This window comes from Chitinimonas taiwanensis DSM 18899 (assembly GCF_900119825.1).
Taxonomy (GTDB): Bacteria; Pseudomonadota; Gammaproteobacteria; order Burkholderiales; family Chitinimonadaceae; genus Chitinimonas; species Chitinimonas taiwanensis.
Genome location: NZ_FPKR01000007.1, coordinates 157,210 through 176,566, shown reverse-complemented (window position 1 = coordinate 176,566; position 19,357 = coordinate 157,210). Strand labels below are relative to the sequence as shown.

Annotated in this window: 16 protein-coding genes; 13 read left to right on the top strand and 3 right to left on the bottom strand. The window is 64.6% G+C overall.

From position 1 onward, the window contains the following. Positions 1 to 3: 3 nt before the first annotated feature. The 5 genes from BT173_RS10400 to BT173_RS10380 all read left to right on the top strand — a co-directional run bounded on the left by BT173_RS10400 (position 4) and on the right by BT173_RS10380 (position 5,813). Positions 4 to 498 (top strand): arsinothricin resistance N-acetyltransferase ArsN1 family B, encoded by a 495-nt coding sequence (locus BT173_RS10400; RefSeq protein ID WP_072428581.1) that lies wholly within the window; start codon positions 4 to 6, stop codon positions 496 to 498. A 37-nt stretch (positions 499 to 535) separates the two neighbouring features. Next, positions 536 to 1,339, top strand: a complete 804-nt coding sequence (locus tag BT173_RS10395) for a transglutaminase family protein (RefSeq protein ID WP_072428580.1) — start codon at positions 536 to 538, stop codon at positions 1,337 to 1,339. A 108-nt stretch (positions 1,340 to 1,447) separates the two neighbouring features. After that, complete coding sequence (locus BT173_RS10390; protein WP_072428579.1) at positions 1,448 to 2,176, top strand: proteasome-type protease; 729 nt, start codon at positions 1,448 to 1,450, stop codon at positions 2,174 to 2,176. A 154-nt stretch (positions 2,177 to 2,330) separates the two neighbouring features. Continuing rightward, entirely contained in the window at positions 2,331 to 4,055 is a 1,725-nt protein-coding gene (locus BT173_RS10385; RefSeq protein WP_175545587.1) for a diguanylate cyclase, read from the top strand. A gap of 180 nt (positions 4,056 to 4,235) precedes the next feature. After that, positions 4,236 to 5,813: an ABC transporter substrate-binding protein gene (locus BT173_RS10380; RefSeq protein ID WP_072428577.1), complete on the top strand. Its 1,578-nt coding sequence runs from the start codon at positions 4,236 to 4,238 to the stop codon at positions 5,811 to 5,813. A gap of 24 nt (positions 5,814 to 5,837) precedes the next feature. Here the strand turns inward: BT173_RS10380 and BT173_RS10375 are convergent, their stop codons facing one another. Then, positions 5,838 to 7,271, bottom strand: coding sequence for a protein adenylyltransferase SelO (locus BT173_RS10375; protein ID WP_072428576.1), 1,434 nt, complete (start codon positions 7,269 to 7,271; stop codon positions 5,838 to 5,840). Between the two features lie 144 nt (positions 7,272 to 7,415). On the opposite strand from BT173_RS10375, the gene BT173_RS10370 reads away from it, so the two are divergent. The 7 genes from BT173_RS10370 (at position 7,416) to BT173_RS10340 (ending at position 15,567) form a co-directional block, all read left to right on the top strand. Continuing rightward, positions 7,416 to 8,141, top strand: a complete 726-nt coding sequence (locus BT173_RS10370; protein ID WP_072428575.1) for a substrate-binding periplasmic protein — start codon at positions 7,416 to 7,418, stop codon at positions 8,139 to 8,141. 30 nt (positions 8,142 to 8,171) lie between these two features. After that, positions 8,172 to 8,663, top strand: a complete 492-nt coding sequence (ybaK, locus tag BT173_RS10365) for a Cys-tRNA(Pro) deacylase (protein ID WP_072428574.1) — start codon at positions 8,172 to 8,174, stop codon at positions 8,661 to 8,663. Between the two features lie 20 nt (positions 8,664 to 8,683). Beyond that, complete coding sequence (mdtD, locus tag BT173_RS10360) at positions 8,684 to 10,072, top strand: multidrug transporter subunit MdtD (protein WP_217651445.1); 1,389 nt, start codon at positions 8,684 to 8,686, stop codon at positions 10,070 to 10,072. A gap of 261 nt (positions 10,073 to 10,333) precedes the next feature. Continuing rightward, positions 10,334 to 11,452: a beta-ketoacyl-ACP synthase III gene (locus tag BT173_RS10355; RefSeq protein WP_072428572.1), complete on the top strand. Its 1,119-nt coding sequence runs from the start codon at positions 10,334 to 10,336 to the stop codon at positions 11,450 to 11,452. 286 nt (positions 11,453 to 11,738) lie between these two features. Beyond that, positions 11,739 to 13,337, top strand: coding sequence for an ABC transporter substrate-binding protein (locus tag BT173_RS10350; protein WP_072428571.1), 1,599 nt, complete (start codon positions 11,739 to 11,741; stop codon positions 13,335 to 13,337). A gap of 100 nt (positions 13,338 to 13,437) precedes the next feature. Beyond that, positions 13,438 to 15,018, top strand: coding sequence for an ABC transporter substrate-binding protein (locus BT173_RS10345; RefSeq protein ID WP_072428570.1), 1,581 nt, complete (start codon positions 13,438 to 13,440; stop codon positions 15,016 to 15,018). Positions 15,019 to 15,120: 102 nt separating this feature from the next. After that, entirely contained in the window at positions 15,121 to 15,567 is a 447-nt protein-coding gene (locus BT173_RS10340; RefSeq protein ID WP_072428569.1) for a VOC family protein, read from the top strand. A 14-nt stretch (positions 15,568 to 15,581) separates the two neighbouring features. Here BT173_RS10340 and BT173_RS10335 read toward each other — a convergent pair whose 3' ends face one another. Together BT173_RS10335 and BT173_RS10330 are read right to left on the bottom strand one after the other, a co-directional pair. Beyond that, on the bottom strand, positions 15,582 to 16,949 hold the full coding sequence (locus tag BT173_RS10335) for a sensor domain-containing protein (RefSeq protein WP_072428568.1): 1,368 nt from the start codon (positions 16,947 to 16,949) through the stop codon (positions 15,582 to 15,584). A 141-nt stretch (positions 16,950 to 17,090) separates the two neighbouring features. Continuing rightward, complete coding sequence (locus tag BT173_RS10330; protein WP_072428567.1) at positions 17,091 to 18,176, bottom strand: DUF3616 domain-containing protein; 1,086 nt, start codon at positions 18,174 to 18,176, stop codon at positions 17,091 to 17,093. Positions 18,177 to 18,251: 75 nt separating this feature from the next. Here BT173_RS10330 and mutY point away from each other — a divergent pair, with 75 nt between their 5' ends. Next, positions 18,252 to 19,331, top strand: coding sequence for an A/G-specific adenine glycosylase (gene mutY / locus BT173_RS10325; RefSeq protein WP_072428566.1), 1,080 nt, complete (start codon positions 18,252 to 18,254; stop codon positions 19,329 to 19,331). Positions 19,332 to 19,357 lie beyond the last annotated feature (26 nt).

The following is a 19,357-nucleotide window of genomic DNA, read 5'->3' as shown; positions in this document are numbered from 1 at the left end:
ACCATGTCCGTACACATCCGTCACGCCACGCAGGACGACGCGGCCGCCATTGCCGCCATCTACAACCCCTATGTGCAGGAGACTGTGATCAGTTTCGAGGAGCAGCCGGTCAGCACGGCCGAGATGGCTAGCCGCATCGCTTCCGTGCACGAGGATGGGCTGCCCTGGCTGGTGGCCGAGCAGGATGGTCTGCTACTCGGCTACGCCTATGCAAGCAAATGGCGCGTACGCCCCGCCTACCGCCACTCGGTGGAAAGCTCGGTCTACCTGGCCCAGGCCGCGCGCGGGCTGGGGCTGGGCCGCCAGCTATATAGCGCGCTGATCGGGGCATTGCGTGCCAGCGGCAAGCACACGGTGATCGGCGGCATCGCGCTGCCCAATCCGGCCAGCGAGGCATTGCATGCCAAGCTCGGTTTCAAGCCGGCCGCCCTGTTCGAGCAGACCGGCTTCAAGCAGGGGCGCTGGATCGATACCGCCTACTGGCAGCTGCTGCTCTAAGCACGCCCACCCCACACCGACGCCCAAGGCCAGCCGCATGCACCTCGCCATCGAACACGACACCCACTACCGCTACGACAGCCCGGTCACGCGCAGCACCCAATACCTGCGCCTGACCCCGACCAGTTCGTCGCGCCAGCGCGTGCTGAGCTGGCAGCTCGACCTGCCGGCCCGCGCCAGCCAGGGCCTGGACGCCTATGGCAATACCCTGCATGTACTGACCCTGGACAAGCCGCATGGCGAAATCCACCTGCGCGCGCATGGCGTGGTGGAAACCAGCGATGCACCGGCCGAGCCGGAAACCGACAACCGCCTGCCGCCGCAGCTCTTCCTGCGTGATTCGCTGCTGACCCAGGCCGATGCAGGCCTGCAGCGCTTTGTGCAGGATTTTGCCCATGCCGTGCAAGGCACACCGCGCCAGGGCCTGCTGGCGCTGATGGCGGCGCTGGGCGAGCGCATGCCCTATACGCCCGGTAGCACCGATGTCGCCACCCCGGCCGCCCAGGCCTTCGCCCAGGCCAGTGGCGTCTGCCAGGACCATGCCCAGGTGTTTGCCGCCTGCGCGCGCCTGCTCGGTGTGCCGGCACGCTATGTCAGCGGCTATCTGGCCGCCGATACCGAGCATGTGGCCAGCCATGCCTGGGCCGAGGTCTGGATAGAGGGCGGCTGGCTGGGTTTCGATGTCAGCAATCAGTGCCTGGCCGCCGGCCGACATGTGAAGCTGGCCATCGGCCTCGACTATCTCGACGCCTGCCCGGTGCGCGGCGTACGCAGCGGCGGCGGCGGCGAAGCGATGCAGGCCATGGTGCAAGTGGTGCACGCCAGCCAGGCCGATCAGTAAGTCGCGCCGGCGGGCTCGTCACCACAAAGTCGGCGCCGTATCGCGCTAAACTCACCGCAGACATTCCCGCAACGGGCGGGTGCCGTTTCACCTCTCAAGCCTTCGCCTATGACCTACTGTGTTGCCATGCGGCTGGAAGCCGGCCTGCTGTTCGCCTCCGACTCGCGCACCAATGCCGGCGTCGACCATATCGCCACCTACCGCAAGATGCATGTGTTCGAGTTGCCGGGCGAGCGGCTGATCGTGCTGCTGTCGGCCGGCAATCTGGCCACCACCCAGAGCGTGATCAGCCTACTGCGCCAGCGCCTGGCCCACGAGGTGGCCAATCTGCACAATGTGGCCAATCTGTACGAGGCGGCCGTGCTTGTCGGCAATACCGTCAAGGAAGTGGTGGCGCGCGATAGCAGCAGCGCTACGCTCGGCCAGGGCGTGGATTTCGGCGGCAACTTCATCGTGGGCGGGCAGATACGCGGCGAGAGCACGCGGCTGTTTCATGTGTATCCGCAAGGCAATTTCATCGAGGCGGGCGAAGACACGCCCTATTTCCAGATCGGCGAATCGAAATACGGCAAGCCCATCATCGACCGGGTGATCGCACGCGACACCTCGCTGCACGATGCGGCCAAATGCACGCTGATCTCCTTCGACTCGACCATACGCAGCAATCTCTCGGTCGGTCTGCCCATCGATATGCTGCTCTACCCGGCCGACAGTTTCGCCCCAGCCGAGCCGCACCGCATCGATGCCGATGACCCCTATTTCAATAAGCTGCGCCGCGGCTGGGGCGAGGGCCTGCGTCGGGTGTTCGCCAAGCTGCCCGATGCAGAGTGGTTCTAGGCCGCCTTGTTGTAGCGCAAACGCACATGTCATTGGAATAAAGCACCTGCCTTGCCCTGCGCAGGCAGGCCGACTAGGCTGAAGCGTCGCTACCGTCCGGCGGCCCTCCTTGCGGATTCCTCCCACAGTGCTGCGTGTCCTCCTCCTGTTGCTGATGCTGCTTGCCCCTGCCCTCGCGGCGCAGGCCGCGGCCACGGATAGCCAGCCACGCTGGCTGACGCTGCATGAAGGCCCGGACGGCGTATCGGCGGAGGGAAAGACCGCCGTATTCATCGATAGCAGTGCACAAGCCGACATCGATGCCGTGCGGGCCATGCCGCTCAGCCAGTTCCACTACCCGGCGCAGATCCGCTTCAACTACGACCCGCGCGTGTACTGGCTGCGCTTCGATATCGAGGCCAAGGCCGGCCCGACCTGGGTGCTGACCCTGCCGGCGATTGCGCTGCACGATGTGCGCTTCTTCGGCCCCTATCGTGACGGTGGTGCGGCGCTGCAGGCCCCGCTGCGTTTCGGCTTCAACTACCCGTTCAGCCAGCGCCCGCTCGGTGCCGAAAATATCGCCATCCCGCTGCGCCTGCCCGCCGATGGCCGTTACACGCTGTATCTGCGCCTGCGCTCGGACATGCCGCATTACTACACGGCCAAGCTGGTCGAGCTGGGTCAGCACAGCCAGACGCAATACCGCCGCCAGTTGCTCGATGGCCTGTGCTACGGCGTGCTGGCCGCCATGCTGGCCTACAACCTCTTGCTGTTGCTGGTATTTCGCGACCGCGCCTATGGCTGGTATGTGCTGACCGTGGCCTTCGCCCTGCTCAGCGTCAGCAGCTACAACGGCCATGTCGCGCACTATCTGTTTCCCGATGCGCCCATGCTCAGCCAACTGTGCTACAGCCTGGCGCCGCCGCTCTGGGTGCTGAGCGGGCTGATGTTCGGACGCCATTTCCTCGATATGCGTCGCTACACACCCAAGCTCTACCTGCTCAGCCACCTGCTGGTGGCACTGGCCGCCGCCGCACCGATTGCCGGCCTGCTGGGCGCCCCGGCCTGGTCGCAAGGCGCCACAGAGCTGATCGCCGCGCTGGGCACGGTGCTGATGGTCAGCGCCGCCATCCTGGCCATGCGCCGTCACTACCATCCTGCGCGCTGGTATCTGGCCGGACAGATCAGTCTGTTTATCACCGTGCTGCTGGTGATTGCGCATAACCGCGGCTTGATCAATATGCCGCTCGTGCATGCACTGGGCCTGCAGATCGGTGCGGCGGTGGAGGTGGTGATCTTTGCGCTGGCGCTGGGCAGCCGGGTGCGCATGATGCAGCTACGCAACCGCGAGCTGCGCGCGCGCACCCATGTGCTGGCGGCCGCGGCAGAAACCGACCCGCTGACCGGCAGCTACAACCGCGCCGGCCTGCAAGCGCGCGCCGACAACCTGCTGTTGAGCGGCCAGCACACGCTGCTGCTGATCGACCTGAACCGCTTCAAGCCGATCAATGACCAGTACGGCCATGAGGCCGGCGATAAGGTGCTGATCGAGGTTGCGCACCGTCTGGCCGAGCAGGTGCGCGATGGCGATGTGGTGGCGCGCCTGGGCGGCGATGAATTCGTGGTGCTGCTCAATGGCCTGTATGAGCGCAATATCCTGTCCAATATCGCGGTGCGCCTGATCGATCGTATCGGCATGCCAATCAGCGTGGATGGCCGCGCACTGGAAGTGGGCAGCAGCGTGGGCCTGGCACTCTACCCCGAGCACGGCCAGAGCCTGGCCCAGCTGCTGCGCGCCGCCGATAAGGCCATGTATGAGGTCAAGGCCAGCCACCATGCGGGCTTCGCCTTTGCCGATGAATTGGGCGACGCCCAGCAGGCGCCGCTCGGCACCGCGTAGCGCGCTGGCCGCAGTCGGGCTACGCGCATGTCCCTAGGGCTGGACAGCCGACGCGCCACAGGCCAGCATCCGCCTGGATCGCGCAGCACCGCCACGGTGCTGATTCCCCCCGGTTTATCGTCCGATCAAACCCCGCGCGCCGCGTAGCCAAGTCCTGCGCCGCCGCCATGAGGAAGCCCCATGCCGCGCCTTACCCTGCTTTTCCTTGCCCTGGCCAGCAGCAGCGCCTTTGCCGCCAAAACCTTGGTGATCTGCGCCGATGCCGACCCGGATGGCTTCGACCCGGCCCAAAGCGCCAATAACACCACCCACCAGGCTTCGGCCGCCAAGCTGTACAACAATCTGATCGAATACGAGCCTGGCCCGTTCAAGTTCAGTCCCAGCCTGGCCGAACGCTGGACCATCTCGCCCGATGGCCTCAGCTACACCTTCACGCTGCGGCGCGGGGTCAAATGGCAGCGCAGCGAGGTCTTCAAGCCCAGCCGCGACTTCAATGCCGACGATGTGCTATGGACGCTGCAGCGCCAGATCGACACTAGCCACCCGGGCGCCAAGGCTGCGCCGGCCGGCTTCCCCTACGCCAACTCGGGCGACTGGAAGAATTTGTTCAAGGCAGTGGAAAAGCTTGACGACTACACGGTGCGCCTGACGCTGAACAAGCCGTATGCGCCCCTGCTGGAGCGTTTTGCTCACCCAGCCCTGGCCGTGGTGTCGGCCGAATATGGCCAGCAGCTCGAGCGTGCTGGCACGCCGGGCCTGGTCAGTAGCCAGCCTATCGGCACCGGGCCCTACCAGCTGATCAAGTTCGACAAGGGCGCCCAGGCGCGCTACGAGGCGAACCCGCGCTACTGGCGCCAGAAGCCGGCCATTCCCAAGCTGATCATCGCCACCGTGAGCGACCCGGCCGTACGTGCGCAGAAACTGCTGGCCGGCGAATGCCAGCTGGCCGACAACATCAAGCCGCAGGACCTGCCGCGCTTCGAGGGCAAGCCCAAGTTCACCCTCACCCCACTGCGTGTGCAGTCCAGCGCCCAGCTGTTCTTCAATGCCGGCAAGAAGCCCTTCGACGACAAGCGCGTGCGCCAGGCACTGGCCATGGTCATCGACCGCGCCGCCATTGTGAAGAGCGTGTTCGACGGCCGCGCCGAGGTCGCCACCACACCCTATTCGCCGCGCAGCCTGTGGGGCGTGGAGGCGGTCAAGCCTGCCGCGCCCGACTTTGCGCGCGCGCGCAAGCTGCTGGCCGAGGCCGGTTATCCGAATGGTTTCGAGGCCGAGATGTGGGTGCGCCCGGGCGGCTCCGGCACCAACCCGAACTTCCGCCTGAGCGCCGAGCTGGTCCAGGCCGACTGGGCCAAGCTGGGTGTGAAGCTGAACCTGGTGAATGTGGAATGGGTGGAGCTGGTGAAGAAGGCGCGCGCGGGCGAGGCGCCGAGCATGCTGAGTGGTTGGAGCGGTGCGCTCGACCCGGATGGCTTCTACAGCAATCTGGCCAGCTGCGATGCGGCCAAGAACGGCTACAACTTCGCCCAGTGGTGCAATGCGCGCGCCGATGCCGCGCTGGACGAGGCGCGGGTGGCCACCAGCCAGGCCGCGCGCGCCAAGTCCTATATCGCGGTGCAGAAGATCCTGGCCGAGGAAGTCCCGTTCACCACCCTGGCCTGGGGCGTGCCCGTGGTCGTACACGACAGCCAGCTCCTGGGCGTGGAGCCCACGCCGAACGACAGCTTCAAGGTGGAAAGGCTGCGCTGGAAGTAAACGGCCCGTGGGGCGGGCCGGCGCTCAGGACGAGCAGCTGACCGACAGCGTGCTCGCCCAATCGGGCGGCAGGCCAGCATAGGACTCGAAGGCCGGGTGCTCGTCAAACGGCCGCGCCAGCAAGGCCTGTAGCCGGCTGATCTCGCTGAAATCGCCATCCTTGGCTGCACGTATCGCCTGCTCGGCCAGGTGATTGCGCAGGATGTATTTCGGATTCACCGCCAGCATGGCCGCCTGACGCTCGGCCTGCGGGCGGCCCTCGGCCGCCAGGCGCGCCTTATAGTCCCAGGCCCAGGCGTCAAAGGCCGGCCGGTCCACGAAGAGATCGCGGATCGGCGCATTCAGCCCCTGGCTGTCAAAGCGGCTCAGCGCGCGCCAAAAGATCGTCCAGTCGGTCTTGCCAGCCTGCAGCAGATCGAACAGGCGGGTGAACAGCTGCCAGTCATCAGCATCCTCCACCACCAAGCCCAGCTTGGCGCGAAAGCGCTCTGCCAGCGCGGCTTCGAAATCGCCCTGGTAGCGCCTGAGCGCAGCAATCGCCTCCTCGCGCTCCAGCAACGGCAGCAGGGCCTGGGCCAGACAGTTCAGATTGAACAGGCCGACCTCGGGCTGCTGGCCATAGGCATAGCGTCCCTGATGGTCGGAATGGTTGCAGACATGGCCGGCATCAAAGCCATCCAGAAAGCCGAACGGGCCGTAATCAATGGTCAGCCCCAGCAGCGACATATTGTCGGTATTCATCACCCCATGGCAGAAGCCGACCGCCTGCCAGTCGGCGATCAGCTCGGCGGTGCGCTCGACCACCTCGTCCAAGAGCGCCTGATAGGGATGGGCCTCGCCCTGCAGATGCGGGAAATAGCGCGCCATCGCGTAATCGGCCAGCGCGCGCAGCGCCGCATGGTCCTGGCGGTAGTAGAAATGCTCGAAGTGGCCAAAGCGCAAGAAGGACGGCGCCACGCGGGTGACGATGGCGGCGGTCTCCAGCGTTTCGCGCCAGACCGGCTCGGGGCTGGCCACCAGGGCCAGCGCGCGCGTGGTGGGAATGCCGAGCCCGTGCATGGCTTCCGAACACAGGTATTCGCGGATGCTGGAGCGCAGCACTGCGCGCCCATCGGCGCGACGCGAATACGGCGTCTGGCCGGCGCCCTTGAGCTGGATCTCCTGCCCGGCCAGCTCGCCCAGCAACATGGCACGCCCGTCGCCCAGCTGGCCAGCCCACACGCCGAACTGGTGGCCGGCATACACGCTGGCAATCGGTGCGGCCTCACTCAGCAGCGCATTGCCGGCCAGCCCCTCGCACAAGGCCTCGGTCGGCTGGGCGGGCAGGCCTAGCTGCTCGGCCAGCTCGGCATTCCAGGCGGCCATCTGCGGGCTGCGCACCGGCTCGGACTGTACTTCGCTGAAGAAGGCGGGCCCGAGGCGACGCAGGCCGGCGGGTAGAAGTGGTGTGGCAGACATAGGATTCCCGACTGAATTGCTCGGGATTCTAGCCTTGCCGGCGTCGACCTGCAGCGCTAGTCGTACTGGTGGGAATGCTTGCCGATGTCTACTGTCCTATTACAAGTGTCGCCGCAGGCGGCGCCGATCTGTATCGGAGACAACATGCCCCCCTACCCCGCCGCTCTGTTTGCCTGCGTGGCACTGTGCATGAGTACGCCCGCCCTGGCCTTGCGCTTCGTGACCGAGGACTACCCGCCCTTCAATATGCTGGAAGAGAATCAGGTCTCCGGCATCTCCACTCTGATCCTGCGCGAGGCCTTGAGCCGCGCCCAGCTGAGCGCCGAATTCGAGCTGCTGCCCTGGGCGCGTGCGCTGGCCATGGCGCGCAGCCAGCCGCAAACCTGCGTGTACTCGGCAGTGCGCAGCGCGGAGCGGGAAAAACAGGGGCACAAATGGGTGGGCCCGCTGGTGGATGACCGGATTTCCCTGTTCGCCCGCGTGGATAGCAAGATCAAGCTGCGCACCCTAGGCGAGGCGCGCAATTACCGGGTGGGCGGCTATGTGGCCGATGCCTATGGCGACTATGTGGAGCGCCAGGGCGTCAGGCTGGACCGTGCGCCGGCCGATCTGATGAATCTGCCCAAATTGATGGCCGGACGTATAGACCTGTGGGTGGCCGGCTCGATCAGCGGCGCCTACAAGGCCAAGCGTGAAGGCTATCAGCACGATGTGAAGCTGCTGCTCAGCGGCGGCGAGCCACGCGATAGCCAGATGTGGCTGGCCTGCAACCGCGCCGTGCCCGATGCGCTGATCAGTAGCCTGAACGAGGCGGTGAAGAGCGTGCATGCCGACGGTACTGCCGCGCGCTTCGCGGCGCGCTACCATTGAGGCCCTGCACGTCAACCCGCCCCAGCCTTCATGAGCCAGGAAAAAGCCCCCGTCACCGCCGCCGTGCGCGTGCTGCGCCAGCACAAGATTGCCTACACCGAACATCTGTATGAATACGTCGACAAGGGCGGTACGGCCGAATCGAGCCGTCAGCTCGGCGTGCCCGAACATGCAGTGATCAAGACCCTGGTGCTGGAAGACGAAGCGAAGAAGCCCTTGATCGTGCTCATGCACGGCGATTGCGAAACCTCGACGCGCAACCTCGCCCGCCGGACCGGCCGCAAGCATATCGAGCCGTGCACGCCCGAGGCGGCCAATAAGCACACCGGCTATCTGGTCGGCGGCACCTCACCGCTCGGCACCAAGAAGACCATCCCCATCTACATGGAAAAGACCGTGCTCGCGCTCGATTACATCTATCTGAACGGCGGTAAGCGCGGCTTCCTGGTCGGCCTCAAGCCACAGGCGCTGCTACCGGTACTGCAGCCTGAGCTGGTGGAAGTGGCCAATCCGCATGATTGATGCCGTGCGCAGGGCCGCGCATGACTAGCCCGCTTTATCGGCAGCCGTTGCTGTGGCTGGTGGCGCTGGGTTTCTTCATGCAGACCCTGGATGCCACCATCCTCAATACCGCCCTGCCCAGCATCGCCGCCAGCCTGGGCGAAAGCCCGCTGCGTATGGAATCGGTGGTGATCGCCTATCTGCTCACGGTGGCGCTGCTGATGCCGGCCTCGGGCTGGCTGGCCGACCGCTTTGGCACCCGGCGCGTCTATCTGGCCGCCATCCTCTTGTTTGCGCTCGGCTCATTGGCCTGCGCCGAATCGCGCACCCTGTGGCAGCTGGTGCTGGCGCGCGTGCTGCAGGGCATAGGCGGCGCCTTCCTGATGCCGGTGGGCCGCCTAGCCGTGCTGCGCAGCTTTCCAGGCCCGCAGCTGCTGGGCGCCATGAGCTTCGTAGTCATGCCCGGCCTGATCGGGCCGATGCTGGGCCCGGTGCTCGGCGGCTGGCTGGTCGAATATGCTTCCTGGCACTGGATATTCCTGCTCAATTTGCCCATCGGCCTGCTCGGCGCCTGGGCGGTACGCCGCTATATGCCCGACTTCCGCGAGCCCGGCCAGCCCGGTTTCGACTGGGTCGGCTTTCTACTGCTCGGTGGCGGCATGGTCATGCTCTCGCTCGGCCTGCAGGGCTTTGGCGAGCTCGGCATGGGTGGCGCGGCCGCTGGTCTGTTGATGCTGGGCGGCCTGGCTGGCATGGTGTCCTATTGGTTGCACGCGGCGCGCACGCCCCACCCCTTGTTCGCGCTGAGCCTGTTCCAGACCCAGAGCTTCGCGGTCGGCCTGCTCGGCAATCTGTTCGCCCGCCTGGGCAGCGGCGCCATGCCCTTCCTGCTGCCGCTGATGTTGCAACTGGCGCTTGGCTACTCGCCGCTGGCGGCGGGCCTGGCCATGATGCCGGTGGCGCTGGCTGCCATGGCCAGCAAGACCATTGTCGAGCAGCTGCTGAACCGCTTTGGCTACCAGCGCCTGTTGACGGTCAATACCGTGCTGGTCGGGCTGATGATTGCCAGCTTCGCCCTGCTAGGCCAGAGCACACCAACCTGGTGGCTGGCCATCCAGCTGGCCCTATTCGGCGCGGTCAATTCCATCCAGTTCACCGCCATGAATACCCTGACCCTGAAGGACCTGGAAGGGCGCGGCGCCAGCGGCGGCAATGGCCTCTTGTCGATGACCATGCAGCTGTCGATCAGCCTCGGAGTGGCCAGCGCGGCCGCCATGCTGTCCGCCTTCCAGCAGCATTTCGGCGCAGGGCAGACTTTGGCGGTATTCCGGGCTACGTTTGTCTGTGTCGGCCTTCTGGGCGCGCTGGCGGCACTGATCTTCGCCCAGCTCGATGAAGCCACCAGGCCGCCCGAAAAAGCAGCGCCTTAGCCATCTGTTATCATCCGGCCACTTTTGCCCACCGGCCGCTTGCTAGGGACTGTCCGCCCTATTTTCTTGAGTGCGAACTGGGCGCAAGCCATGCCAATCTAGGCGCGCGATGAAGCCCAGACTGGCCGTCTGGGCAAGGCGTGCAACAACGAGTGGCATGGCTTGCGCCCGGTTCCCTCCGGGTTGCAGCGCAACGCATCTCAAGAAAATAGGGCAGACAGTCCCGCACTTGGGCCGCCCAACGTCAGATCAAGGGTCTCTATGCAGAACGCACTCATCACCGGCACCGGCCTCTACACCCCGCCGCACGCCATCAGCAATGAAGAGCTGGTTGCCAGCTTCAATGAATACATTCGCCGCTGGAATGCCAGCCATGCCGACGCCATCGCCAAGGGCGAAGTGGAAGCGCGCGCCGAGTCCTCGGTGGAATTCATCGAAAAGGCCTCCGGCATCAAGCAGCGCTATGTGGTGGACAAGGAAGGCATTCTCGACCCGGAGCGCATGTGCCCGCGCATTGCCCCGCGTGCCAATGAGGAATTGTCGCTGATGGCGGAAATGGCCGTGGCCGCCGCCCGCCAGGCCCTGGCCGCCGCCGGCAAGACCGCCGCCGATATCGACGGGGTGATCTGTGCGGCCAGCAATATGCCGCGCGCCTATCCGGCGCTGTCCATCGAGGTGCAGAACGCGCTCGGCATCGCTGGCTGGGGCTTCGACATGAATGTGGCCTGCTCGAGCGCCACCTTCGGCATCGAACAGGCGGCCAATGCGGTGAAGAATGGCAGCGCGCGCGCGGTGCTGATGATCAATCCGGAAATCTGCTCGGCCCACCTCGAATGGCGCGACCGCGACTGCCATTTCATCTTCGGCGATGTGTGCACGGCTGTAGTGATCGAAAGCCCGGCCAGCGCCACGGTCAAGGGTTGGGAAATCCTCGGCACCAAGCTCGCCACGGTGTTCTCCAACAATATCCGCAATAACGCCGGCTTCCTGAACCGCGCCGAGGACAAGACCGGCGATCTGCGCGACAAGCTGTTCGTGCAGGAAGGCCGCAAGGTCTTCAAGGAAGTCTGCCCGATGGTGGCCGAGCATATCGCCAGCCATCTGGGTAGCCTCGACCTGCAGCCCAGTAGCGTGAAGCGCTTCTGGCTGCACCAGGCCAATCTGAGCATGAACCAGCTGATCGCGCGTCGCCTGCTCGAGCGCGATGCCAGCGTGGAAGAAGCACCGGTCATCCTCGACCAGTATGCGAACACCTCGAGCGCCGGCTCCATCATCGCCTTCCATCTGCACGGCAATCTGGCCGCGGGCGAAATCGGCGTGATCTCCAGCTTTGGCGCGGGTTACTCGGTGGGTAGCGTGGTGCTAAAGAAACAGGGGTAAACCCTAACAGGGCCGTGCTGCGCCACGCGCAGGCGGCGGCCCGCCTGGCCTGGCCCTGCCCGGATTTACCTGTCTGATCACCGGCTTGCGCCCGCCAAGGCAAACAGCGGCCCAGCAGCTATGCTGAGCAGGCCGTTGTAGTAAGGAAGCAGTCATGACCACAGCCGCCCCGCGCGGCTGTTTTCACGATTACGCCTGTGTTACCGTCTTGCGCCATGCGGGACCCCGCAGCTTGCTCAGCCGGCCACCAGGCAGGTTTTTGAACGAACATCATCAACCCACAAGGATGAATTCCATGAAGCGACTTACCGTGCTGTCCTTCGCCCTGGCTTCGGTGTTTGCCGCTGCCGGCGCCTCTGCTGCGACCACGCTCAAGTATTGTTCGGAAGGTAGCCCGGCTGGTTTCGATCCGGGCCAGTTCACCGCCGGCACCGACTTCGATGCCTCGGCCGAGACCATCTACAACCGCCTGGTGGAATTCGAACGTGGCGCGACCAAGGTCATTCCGGGTCTGGCTGAAAAGTGGAGCGTCAGTGACGATGGCCTGAGCTACACCTTCAATCTGCGCAAGGGCGTCAAGTTCCACAGCAACGAGTCGTTCAAGCCGACCCGCGAATTCAATGCCGACGACGTGGTGTTCACCTTCTCGCGCATCGTCGACAAGAACCATCCTTACCGTAAGGCTTACCCGACCGAGTTCCCGTATGCGACCGATATGGGCATGGACGAGAACATCACCAAGGTCGAAAAGCTCGACGCCTATACCGTCAAGTTCACCCTGAAGAATGTTGACGCCGCCTTCATCCAGAACCTGGCCATGTCCTTCGCCTCGGTGCACTCGGCCGAATACGCCGACAGCCTGCTCAAGGCCGGCAAGCCGACCCTGATCAATACCGCCCCGATTGGTACCGGCCCCTTCGTATTCAAGAGCTACCAGAAGGACGCCGTGATTCGCTACACCGCGAACAAGGACTACTGGAAGAAGGGTGAAGTGAAGGTCGACAACCTGATCTTCGCCATCACCACCGACAGCACCGTGCGCGCCCAGAAGCTCAAGAGCGGCGAATGCGATATCGCCTTCCAGACCAAGCCGGCGGATACCGTGGTGCTGAAGGCTGATCCGAAGATCAATGTGATGAGCCAGGCCGGCTTCAACCTCGGCTACCTCGGCTACAACGTCAAGCACAAGCCGCTCGACAATGTGGTCGTGCGTCGCGCGCTCGATATGGCCATCAACAAGAAGGCCATCATCGACGCCGTCTACCAGGGCGCTGGCCAGCCGGCCACCAACCCGATGCCGCCGACCCAATGGTCGTACAACAAGAACCTGAAGGACGCGCCTTACAACCCGGAAATGGCCAAGGCCATGCTGGCCAAGGCCGGCGTGAAGGACCTGAGCGTGACCCTGTGGGCCATGCCGGTGGTGCGCCCCTACAACCCGAACGGCAAGCAGATGGCCGAAATGATCCAGGCCGACTGGGCCAAGATCGGCGTGAAGGGCGTGATCACCACCTATGAATGGGGCGAGTACCTGAAGCGCGCCAAGGCAGGCGAGCCGGACACCATCCTGGTCGGCTGGACCGGCGACAATGGTGATCCTGACAACTGGCTGGGCACCAACCTGAGCTGCGATGCCGTAGGCGGCAACAACTACGCCCAATGGTGCGACAAGTCCTTCGACAGCCTGGTGATGGCCGCCAAGCGCACCAGCGATGTGAAGAAGCGCACCGAGATGTATATGAAGGCACAGGAAATCTTCAAAAAGGAACTGCCCTGGACCACCGTTGCCCACTCCACCGTCACGGTGCCGATGAGCAAGAAGGTCAGCAACTTCAAGATCAGCCCCTTCGGTCTGATGGCTTTCTACGGCGTGTCGGTGAAGTAAGCGAGCGCCCGATGCGGAAAAGGACAGGCATGCCTGTCCTTTTTTGCGTAAGTCTTTCCTGGCGGCTGCACGCCGCGCTTCGTTCTAGCGAGATGCATTCATGAAACTGATCAAATACACGGCCATCGCCCTGGCCCTGGCCGCCACCGCACAGGCCAAGCCCCTGGTGTTCTGCTCGGAAGCCGCACCGGAAGGCTTCGATGGCGGCATGTTCACCGCCGCCGCCACCCACGATGCGTCCACCGAGGCCATCTACAACCGCCTGGTCGAATTCGAAAAGGGCGGCACCAAGGTGCTGCCGGCGCTGGCAGAAAAGTGGGAAGTGAGCAAGGACGGCCTCGAGTACACCTTCCATTTGCGCAAGGGCGTGAAATTCCACACGACCGAGTGGTTCAAGCCAACGCGCGACTTCAATGCCGACGATGTGCTGTGGACCTTCCAGCGCATGATCGATCCCAAGCATCCGGGCGCCAAGGCCAGCTTGCAGGGCTGGCCCTATGCAAGCGATATGGGCTTCCCCGAGCTGGTGAAGAAGATCGAGAAGCTCGACCCCTATAAGGTCAAGTTCACCCTCGCACATCCGGAAGCACCGTTTATCGCCAATCTGGGCATGGGCTTTACCGACATCGTGTCGGCAGAGTACGCGCTGCAGCTGGAAAAAGCCGGCCGCCCCGGCGATATCAGCCTCAAGCCGGTCGGCACCGGCCCCTATGTGTTCAAGCGCTATGACAAGGGCCAGCAGATCCGCTACGACGCCAACCCCAACTACTGGCGCGGCAAGCCGGGCAGCGACAAGCTGATCTTCTCGATTGCCCCGGATGGCGCGGTACGTACCCAGAAGCTCAAGGGCGGCGAGTGCAGCTTCATGGTTTATCCGAACCCGGCCGATATCCCTGGCCTGAAGGCCGACCCCAAGCTGACCGTGCTGCAAAGCTCGGCCCTCTTGCTCACCTATGTGGCCTTCAATGCGCAAAAGCCGCAGCTGAAGGACAAGCGCGTGCGCCAGGCCCTCGCGTACGCCATCGACAAGCCGGCCATGATCAAGGCGATCTGGCAGGGCAATGCCTCGCCGGCCCACCTGCCGCTGCCGTCCAAGATGTGGGGCTACAACAAGAGCATTCCGGCCTATAAGCCTGATCTGGACAAGGCCAAGAAACTGCTGAAGGAAGCCGGCTTCGAGAAGGGCTTCGACATCAATATCCTGGTGCGTAATGGCAGCAGTGGTTCCAACCCCAACCCCAAGCTGGCAGCCGAAATGCTGCAGGCCGACTGGAAGAAGATCGGCGTGAATGTGAAGGTCACGGTGATGGAATGGGTGGAGCTGCAAAAGCGCACCAAGGCCGGCGAGCATGATGTGACCATCTATGGCTGGGCGGGCGACAACGGTGATCCGGACAACTTCCTGACCCCCAACCTTAGCTGCTCGGCCGCCGAGTCGGGCGAGAACCGTTCGCGCTGGTGCAATAAGGCCTTCGACGAGCTGATCACCAAGGCCAAGCGCACCACCGATATCAAGGAGCGCACCAAGCTGTATGAGGCCTCGCAGAAGATCTTCATCGACGAGATGCCTTGGGCCACGCTGGTGGAGCCGCTGACCACGGTGGCCTTCCAGAAGAATGTGGTCGGCTTCAAGCCCAGCCCGTTCACCAATAACAACTTCGAGAATGTGACGGTCAAGTAAGCTCGGCCTCACACGATAACGGCGACCCACGGGTCGCCGTTTTTTCTGGCCGGGCCGATTGCGCCGATAATGGGCGCAGCGCCACCGATAAGGACCACCATCATGCAGCCACGTCTGAGTTTCCTGACCCTGGGGGTTGCCGACCTCGCCCGTGCGCGGGCCTTCTACGCCGAAGTGCTGGGCTGGCCGCTGTCACCCAAGAGCCAGGAAGGGGTGGCTTTCTTCCAACTGAATGGCTTTGTGCTGGCCCTGTTCCCCGCCGCCGGCCTCGCGCGTGATGCGGGCCTGGCGCCCGAGCAGTTGGCCGGCGGTTTCAAGCCGATTGCGCTGGCCTATAACGTGGCCGAACGCGAGCAAGTTGATGCCTTGCTGGCCAGGCTGACCACCCAAGGCGCCACCATCACCAAGCCGGCCGAGGATGCGTTCTGGGGTGGGCGTAATGGCTATTTCGCCGACCCGGACGGCTATCTCTGGGAGGTGGCGTGGAACCCGGGTGGTTATCTGGATGCAGCCGGCAACTTCCTGTTCGAGGCGCCCGGTGCCGCTTGAGCGACGCTAGGCGCTCAGCCGCCGTCGGCAATCGCGCTGATGCGCAAGCTGGGCTGGCGGCCTGCCTGCTTGGCCGCGTACATCGCCTCATCGGCATAGCGTAATAGCTGCGCCTCGTTCTGGCCGTGCTCGGGGTAGAGCGCGATGCCGATGCTCGGCTGCACCGACAACAGATGCCCATCCAGCTGCAGTGGCAGACTGACCTCGCCCCGCAGCTTGTCGACCAGGGCCGCCAGCTGCTCGGGGCCGGGTATCGCTTCCAGCAGCACCACGAATTCATCGCCGCCGATGCGCGCCACCGTATCGGTCTCGCGCAGGCAGTGCTGGATACGCTGCGCCACCTCGCGCAGCAATACATCGCCAGTGGTGTGGCCGAGCGTGTCGTTGACCTGTTTGAAATGATCGAGATCGAGAAACAGCAGCGCCAGCCGGCCCTGCTCGCGCCGCGCACGCGCCAAGGCGGTGGCCATGCGGTCGGCCAGCAGCACACGGTTGGGCAGACGGGTCAGCTCGTCGTACTGCGACAGGTATTGCAGGCGCGCGTACAGCTGCTTGCGCTCGATGGCAGTGGCGATCTGGGTGGACACGTAATGGAGTAGTTCGCGGTCCTGCTCGGCATAGGCGGCCTCCCCGCTATAGCGCTTGAGGATTAGCGCGCCGATGGTGCCGCGCTGGGCATTGAGCGGAATACCGAGCCAGCACTGCCAGTCGGGGCGGAAGGCCGCGCGCCACGGCGCGGGTTGGCCGCCCAGGGTATTCGGCGTCAACAGCAGCGGCTGGCCACTACGTATCACCGCTGCACATAGCGCACAGTCGGCCGCCTCATTGGCGCTGGCTGGCTGGGCATCCACCTGGTAGGGCACGGCCAAGCGGCCCAGCTTCTCATCGTGGAACACCACCGAGAAGTTCGGCGCCGGCAGCAGGCGATCGACAATGCGGTGAATCTGCTCGAACAGCTGCGCGAGGTCGCCGGCCGCATGAGCCGCCTCGGAAATCGCATACAGCGCGGCCTGGGTGGCCTCGGCGCGCTTGAGTGCCGTCACATCGCGCGCCACGGCAATACGCAGCTGGTCGACCTCCGACCAGCGCGCCGACCACATGATATGGACAGTGCGCCCGTCCTTGCGCCGATAGCGGTTCTCGAAATGCGGCTGCGACTGGCCGGACATGATTTGGCTGGCCGCCTGCAAGGTGCGCTCACGGTCTTCGGGCAGGATGAAATCGAGCATATTGCGCCCTATCATCTCCTCGGGCCGGTAGCCGAACACCGCCTCGCAGGCCGGGCTGAGAAAGACGAAATGCCCGGCGGCATCGACGGCACAGATCGCATCGAGCAGCAGCTCGATAAAACCGTCCAAGGTAGCCTGCTTGCTGATCGCCATTGCCCCATCCATGCCTGCTGTCAGATTGCATCCGTAAAGCACCGTGCATCGAGTCCAGCCTAGCATTGGCCCAGCCCCGGCCGCAAACCGGCCAGGACCGTGCTGGCATGCAGACAACAGCGCAGCACACCCAGCGCCGAATCAGGCCAGCAAGTCGCCAAACACTGTGTACTCGCCCTCGCAACGCTCAGGACCCGGTGCGTCATACAGGGCCAGCCAGTGGCGCTGCGCGCCGGCCAGTTCGGGCGGCAGCTCGCACAGCGCCTCGGCACGGTTGCAGCCCTGGCCATGCGGTAGCTCCAGATGCAGGCTCAGCGTTTCCTGGAAGCTGCATGCTTCGCGGTTGGCCGCCAGCTGGCTGCGCGCATCAGCCCAGCGGAAGATACGGATCGCACCATCCAGCACCATGGTCGGCCCAGCCAGAATGTAGAGATCATCGCCAGAGAAATGCAGATCGCGCACCCCAAGCCCGTTCAGCTGCAGGAAATGCTTGCGCAGCTTGGTGCCATCCTTGTCCAGCGCGGCCAGGCGCAGCTGGCCGCCACGTTCTTCCAAGGCGATTTCCAGGAGGCCGCTCCAGCCGCGCAATACCGGGCCACGCAGGCCAAGCAGCAAACGCGAGCCCATCACCGCCAGACCCTCGATATCCAGGCCATTGTCCTTGCCGGGAATGGCCAGGAAAGGCGCCAGATGCGGATCGTCGGCCAGCAGGCGGGTCAGCTCATTATCGAGTGCATCGCCCTTCAGGCGCAGCGCGCTACGCCCATCCAGCGTTCTGCTGCGCAGCACCGGCTGGCCGGCCGCATCAGCTTCCACCGGAATGCGCGCAATCAAGCGCCGGTTCGGGTCCAGTGCCAGCTTGGCCAGGCGGCGGGCGTTCTCGCTCGCATACTTGCCTGGCTTGGCGTTCTTGCGCTTGATGCCATGCGAGCCGACCACCCATAGATAACCCTCCGCCAGGGCCAGGCCCTCCAGATCGGCCTCATCTTCGGCACCACCGGGCAGATCGAGCAGTTCTGCCAGCGGGAAGTTCACCGGCGCACCGAAGCGCAGCTGCTCCTCGCCCTCGGGCGTCAGGCGCTGCAGGCGGTCCAGGCCGCAGGCCTCATCGCCCGCCACCCACAGCCAGTCGCTGCCGCTGAACGCCGCGCCGGATAGATTGCAGTGCACCAGCGCACCGGGCGCAAACTCCAGACGCACCGCGTGCGGCTTGATCTGTTTAGGCATCGTATTCGTCCTCCTGTTGACGTGTTGTGCCGGCCAGCGTATCACGCAGGCGCCGCTTCCCGATTGCACGCCCAGATGACAAACCCGCTTCCCGCCTTCGCCGACCGTCTGACCCGCTGGCAACGCGCCCATGGCCGCCACGACCTGCCCTGGCAGACCGACGACCCTTACCGTGTCTGGCTGTCCGAGATCATGCTGCAGCAGACCCAGGTGGCCACCGTCATCCCCTATTACCAGCGTTTCACGACATCCTTCCCGACCGTGGCTGACCTGGCCGCCGCGCCGCTCGATGCCGTGCTCGCGCACTGGGCCGGCCTCGGCTACTACACGCGGGCGCGCAATCTGCATAAGGCCGCCCAGGCGGTGGTGCGCGACTTCGGTGGCGCGTTTCCGCGCACCGCAGCACAGATGGCCACGCTGCCCGGCATAGGGCGCTCCACCGCGGCCGCCATTGCGGGCTTTTGCTTTGGTGAGCTGACGCCGATTCTGGATGGGAATGTGAAGCGGGTGCTGACGCGCTGGGCAGGCGTGGACGGCTTTCCCGGCGAGAAGAAGATCGAGAACCAGCTCTGGACACTGGCCGAGGCCCTGCTGCCGCGTAGCAGCAGCGATATGCCCGCCTTCACCCAGGGCATGATGGACCTGGGCGCCAGCCTGTGCAGCCGCAGCAAGCCGCAATGCGCAGCCTGCCCACTGCGCGCCGACTGCCGCGCCCATATCGAAGGCCGCACGGCCGAGCTGCCCACGCGCAAGCCCAAGAAGGCCGTGCCTGAACGCAGCACCGTGATGCTGCTGATCAAGCATGAGGGCCGCATCCTGCTGGAAAAGCGCCCGCCCAGCGGCATCTGGGGCGGCTTGTGGAGCCTGCCGGAAGCCGACTCCCCCACCGCCATTGCCACGCTTTGCCGCGCACGCTTTGGCCTGGAAGTGGAAAGCGGCGACACCCTGCCCACGCTCCTGCATGTATTCACCCACTTCCGCCTGAGCATCACACCGCAAGTGCTGCGGGTAAGCGCCAGCCTGAACCAGGTACACGAGACCGAAACCCAATGGTTCCAGCGCAGCGAGGCTCTGAAAGCTGGCATCCCCACCCCGGTGCGCAAGCTCTTGCAGATGAAGGTCAAGCAGGCTGATCTATTTGGCGCGGCCAGCTAGGCACGCCCCCACCCCAGGCCTAGCAT

What these genes read in the sequence shown, in the direction of transcription:
- BT173_RS10400 (WP_072428581.1), top strand. Translation starts at nt 4, where the DNA reads ATGTCCGTACACATCCGTCACGCCACGCAGGACGACGCGGCCGCCATT.
- BT173_RS10395 (WP_072428580.1), top strand. Translation starts at nt 536, where the DNA reads ATGCACCTCGCCATCGAACACGACACCCACTACCGCTACGACAGCCCG.
- BT173_RS10390 (WP_072428579.1), top strand. Translation starts at nt 1,448, where the DNA reads ATGACCTACTGTGTTGCCATGCGGCTGGAAGCCGGCCTGCTGTTCGCC.
- BT173_RS10385 (WP_175545587.1), top strand. Translation starts at nt 2,331, where the DNA reads ATGCTGCTTGCCCCTGCCCTCGCGGCGCAGGCCGCGGCCACGGATAGC.
- BT173_RS10380 (WP_072428577.1), top strand. Translation starts at nt 4,236, where the DNA reads ATGCCGCGCCTTACCCTGCTTTTCCTTGCCCTGGCCAGCAGCAGCGCC.
- BT173_RS10375 (WP_072428576.1), bottom strand. Translation starts at nt 7,271, where the DNA reads ATGTCTGCCACACCACTTCTACCCGCCGGCCTGCGTCGCCTCGGGCCC.
- BT173_RS10370 (WP_072428575.1), top strand. Translation starts at nt 7,416, where the DNA reads ATGCCCCCCTACCCCGCCGCTCTGTTTGCCTGCGTGGCACTGTGCATG.
- ybaK (WP_072428574.1), top strand. Translation starts at nt 8,172, where the DNA reads ATGAGCCAGGAAAAAGCCCCCGTCACCGCCGCCGTGCGCGTGCTGCGC.
- mdtD (WP_217651445.1), top strand. Translation starts at nt 8,684, where the DNA reads ATGACTAGCCCGCTTTATCGGCAGCCGTTGCTGTGGCTGGTGGCGCTG.
- BT173_RS10355 (WP_072428572.1), top strand. Translation starts at nt 10,334, where the DNA reads ATGCAGAACGCACTCATCACCGGCACCGGCCTCTACACCCCGCCGCAC.
- BT173_RS10350 (WP_072428571.1), top strand. Translation starts at nt 11,739, where the DNA reads ATGAATTCCATGAAGCGACTTACCGTGCTGTCCTTCGCCCTGGCTTCG.
- BT173_RS10345 (WP_072428570.1), top strand. Translation starts at nt 13,438, where the DNA reads ATGAAACTGATCAAATACACGGCCATCGCCCTGGCCCTGGCCGCCACC.
- BT173_RS10340 (WP_072428569.1), top strand. Translation starts at nt 15,121, where the DNA reads ATGCAGCCACGTCTGAGTTTCCTGACCCTGGGGGTTGCCGACCTCGCC.
- BT173_RS10335 (WP_072428568.1), bottom strand. Translation starts at nt 16,949, where the DNA reads ATGGCGATCAGCAAGCAGGCTACCTTGGACGGTTTTATCGAGCTGCTG.
- BT173_RS10330 (WP_072428567.1), bottom strand. Translation starts at nt 18,176, where the DNA reads ATGCCTAAACAGATCAAGCCGCACGCGGTGCGTCTGGAGTTTGCGCCC.
- mutY (WP_072428566.1), top strand. Translation starts at nt 18,252, where the DNA reads ATGACAAACCCGCTTCCCGCCTTCGCCGACCGTCTGACCCGCTGGCAA.